General features: G+C 47.3%; 4 protein-coding genes and 1 pseudogene. All 5 read right to left on the reverse strand.

Going from position 1 to position 3,023, the window contains the following annotated elements; genetic code table 11:
* A pseudogene (locus tag ACIPW4_RS27150) lies at positions 1-248 on the reverse strand (hypothetical protein); the annotation flags it as partial.
* Positions 249-414: 166 nt separating this feature from the next.
* A complete protein-coding gene (locus ACIPW4_RS27155) occupies positions 415-933 on the reverse strand; it encodes an SMI1/KNR4 family protein (protein ID WP_400663726.1) in 519 nt (172 codons plus the stop codon).
* Between the two features lie 330 nt (positions 934-1,263).
* Positions 1,264-1,905 carry a hypothetical protein gene (locus ACIPW4_RS27160; protein WP_400663728.1) on the reverse strand — a complete coding sequence of 214 codons (642 nt, stop codon included), beginning with the start codon at positions 1,903-1,905 and terminating at the stop codon, positions 1,264-1,266.
* Positions 1,902-2,255 carry an AHH domain-containing protein gene (locus tag ACIPW4_RS27165; protein WP_400663731.1) on the reverse strand — a complete coding sequence of 118 codons (354 nt, stop codon included), beginning with the start codon at positions 2,253-2,255 and terminating at the stop codon, positions 1,902-1,904. The genes ACIPW4_RS27160 and ACIPW4_RS27165 overlap by 4 nt, the downstream gene beginning before the upstream one ends.
* The coding region (locus ACIPW4_RS27170) for an RHS repeat-associated core domain-containing protein (RefSeq protein ID WP_400663734.1) at positions 2,215-3,023 on the reverse strand (809 nt) is incomplete at its 5' end. The genes ACIPW4_RS27165 and ACIPW4_RS27170, both read right to left, overlap by 41 nt.

Raw genomic sequence — 3,023 nt, forward strand, 5'->3', positions numbered from 1 at the left:
GTCACCATCAGGCCGTCGGCGTAGCTGAAGCTGCGCACGGTGTCGCCGTTGCGGTTGATCACCGCACTGAGCTGGCCGTGTTCGTCGTAGCGGTATTGAGTCAGGGTTTCGACGGCTTGATTGTCGACGATGCGCTTGATGTCGGTCAGGGTGCCGTCGGGGGTACGGGTGAAATGCAGGAAGTGACCGAGGGCGTTTTCGATGCGTTGCAGCGGCACCTCAGTGTTGCTGTGGGGTACTTCGCCGAATAAGAGCAGATGTCAGCTACTACAGTAGCCGCATTCGACGCGAGCTAAATATATCCACCCTTACTCACCAGTACTGACCATTAAGATGCACTGACTCTACCGAAGCACCGGCAGAGCCAGACAAAACCTAACACTGTTAAAGAGCTTGCCAAACATGTCGCCAAACTCAATTTTCTTTCAAAAACTCGACACCCGCAGGGAGCGACGCCAATATCGAAGAGTAAAAATCATCAATTCCATTTGCAATTTTGTAAAGATGACCACAATCGTCCCGCCCCGCAATATCATAAGCATTTATCTTGTCAGACTCATGCAAATGAGTTCTATCCCAATAGTAAACCCCCTCACGTCCAGCCTCAGCAACAAGGACATAAGGATTACCGCCCCCATCTCCCCCAATCGCTAAGACACCTTTAATAAAGTCCAATTCAGAAATAAATTCTTCATTAAAGCTGATAAGGTCGTTACATTCCTCTTCAGAATTAACCCCAAAGAGGCGATCAAAACTAACCTCCCCATCCTCGATCGACACCAATGGCAATTGCCCGTAATCAGGATCAGTCAAATAAAATCCATTCATGCGCGCCATCAATTTTTTATACGCATCAGGCAATGTGAAATTAACTGCAGCCTCAAGCGAACTTATTTCAACATCACTCAAGCCAGACTTGTAAGCTATAGGCATTTCGTCACCCTAGTAGCAGCTTGATTTCATATTTTTGGAGTGAGATGCTGACGCCAATTATAGCACCACCAGACGCTACTGCTTAAATACTACTTGAGACGTTCGATATAGAAATGGTTACTCAACCAAGGAAATTTGGACTTATATTTAGCATCAACATTCTAATGTCGCAGGCCTTAAATTAACGCATTCATAAAATAAAGATTGAGACGACTGAGTCAAGGTTGGCAATCGTCTCAAAAAAGCGATCTATTAAAGAGCACTGGCAGCATCAACCCGCTCTACAACAATTGCAGGCACGTAAATTAAACACCTTAAAAACCAAACTCACTATAGATCGTCAAACGCTGCCCAAGGATCGTATCTGTAAGTTTGATCTACCGCAACGAATGAGATTCCTTTTAGTCCCGCAGCAGCCGACTTAAATTTATCACTACAAAAAAGCTGTAGCGTTTCCTGACAACGGAATATATTACTGCTGATGCCCGCCTTAACCACAAATGAATCGACCTTGGCAATACTAATTTCGCCAGGATACAGCGGACTTTGAATAACGCTTCCAGTTTCTAAATCTTTCGAAACTTCATAGGCAGATGAGAGCTTATCGAGAGCAGACAAGCTTTCACCAGGCAGAAAAATAAAATAGTCACCCTTTCTAATCTTGCCGCCAGATGATATTTCAAGCGGGACAGCTCTATACTTGGAGTTCAACGAATCGCAAACCTCTAAAAATTTTCGCGAAACGTACGTCACACTAACTTGATAGAAGTCGAAATCCAAGAGATCGATATCGATACTTGAATCTGAAAGAGTAAGGTGATACTCATTCTTTATCTCTAGCTTTTCAGGGCGAGTCTCGTAAGGTGACCACTCAAACTTGTCGCAATTAAAGAAGCCGCTCAAATTGTCCGGACATCCCTTATCCACAGAGGAGTATTCCAATACGTAATATCTACTCGCCTCAATATTCATAGCAATCGCCCCGTAACCGCGTCTACAACAAATTTATTCGCTTCAAGTCCTTCTCTAGCGAAATTTTGAATCTTCCCAATACCCAAGGCTAGCTGTGTATCAGAAAGAACCCCCGCCTCGAAGAAGTCATTTAACTTAGCCACTTTAGACTCAATAATAGCGGTATACTTACCGTGATTCGACCAATGCCCAGGCAGATCAATACGCTGCGTTAGCTTTTTGCTTCCAGGTAAAAAAATTCCGTTCGGTGCCCCATCCCCGTTAAAACCCATAGACTTAAGCCTGTCAAACATTCTAGCGAATTGAGGGTTACTCAGAACCTCCTCTGGAATGAGGTGATGGTTCGCCATTTCCATCTCCTTTCCTAGCGCCCATGCTGTTACCAAGTTTCGTCGAACACCATCCCAGCGGGTCGACTTCCTGTGCAGGATTTGTAGCATACGAATAAATGTTTATTCCACCCGCAAGCCCTATAGGGTCCTGCGACAGAAACCGTCCGGGTTCGGCATCGTAGAAACGGAACGTATTGTAGTGCAGCCCCGTTTCGTCATCGAAATACTGGCCTTGGAAGCGTAGATTTTGCTCGACTTGACTGACGGCCAGATTCTCAATCGAACCCCACGAGCGATAGGTCGCCTGCCAAACGATCTGACCATCGCAATCCGTCAGCTCCAGCGGCGTACCGATCTGGTCCGTATGGAAGTAGTACAGCTTCTGCTCTTCCCCTTCTGCCTGATCGACTCTGGCTAATGGCGCATAGCTACCCGGCTCATACACATACAAGATGCTCTGCCCTGGCGTTTCCTCCCGCAGCATCCTCAGCCCTTGCCAGAGGAAGCGCTTTTGTTCGACTACACCATTGATCTCTACCTGCTTAGCCACCCGCCGTCCGAGGCTGTCGTAGCGGTACTGCCCGGTGCTTTCCTGCCTGCCATCGACATACGTTTCCGCCCGTACCAGCCGGTTTTCACAGTCATAGGCAAAGTGCTGCAGCTTGCTGTGCCCCGATTGCTTCTCGACCAAGTTGCCCCACGGGTCGTAGCGGTACTCCTGATCGCGCCAATGGGTGATCCGGTTGTCCTTGAACTTGGCAAACTGCCGCGCATTGAAGTCCAGGC

This window comes from Pseudomonas sp. NPDC089996, from assembly GCF_044748405.1.
Lineage (GTDB): Bacteria > Pseudomonadota > Gammaproteobacteria > Pseudomonadales > Pseudomonadaceae > Aquipseudomonas.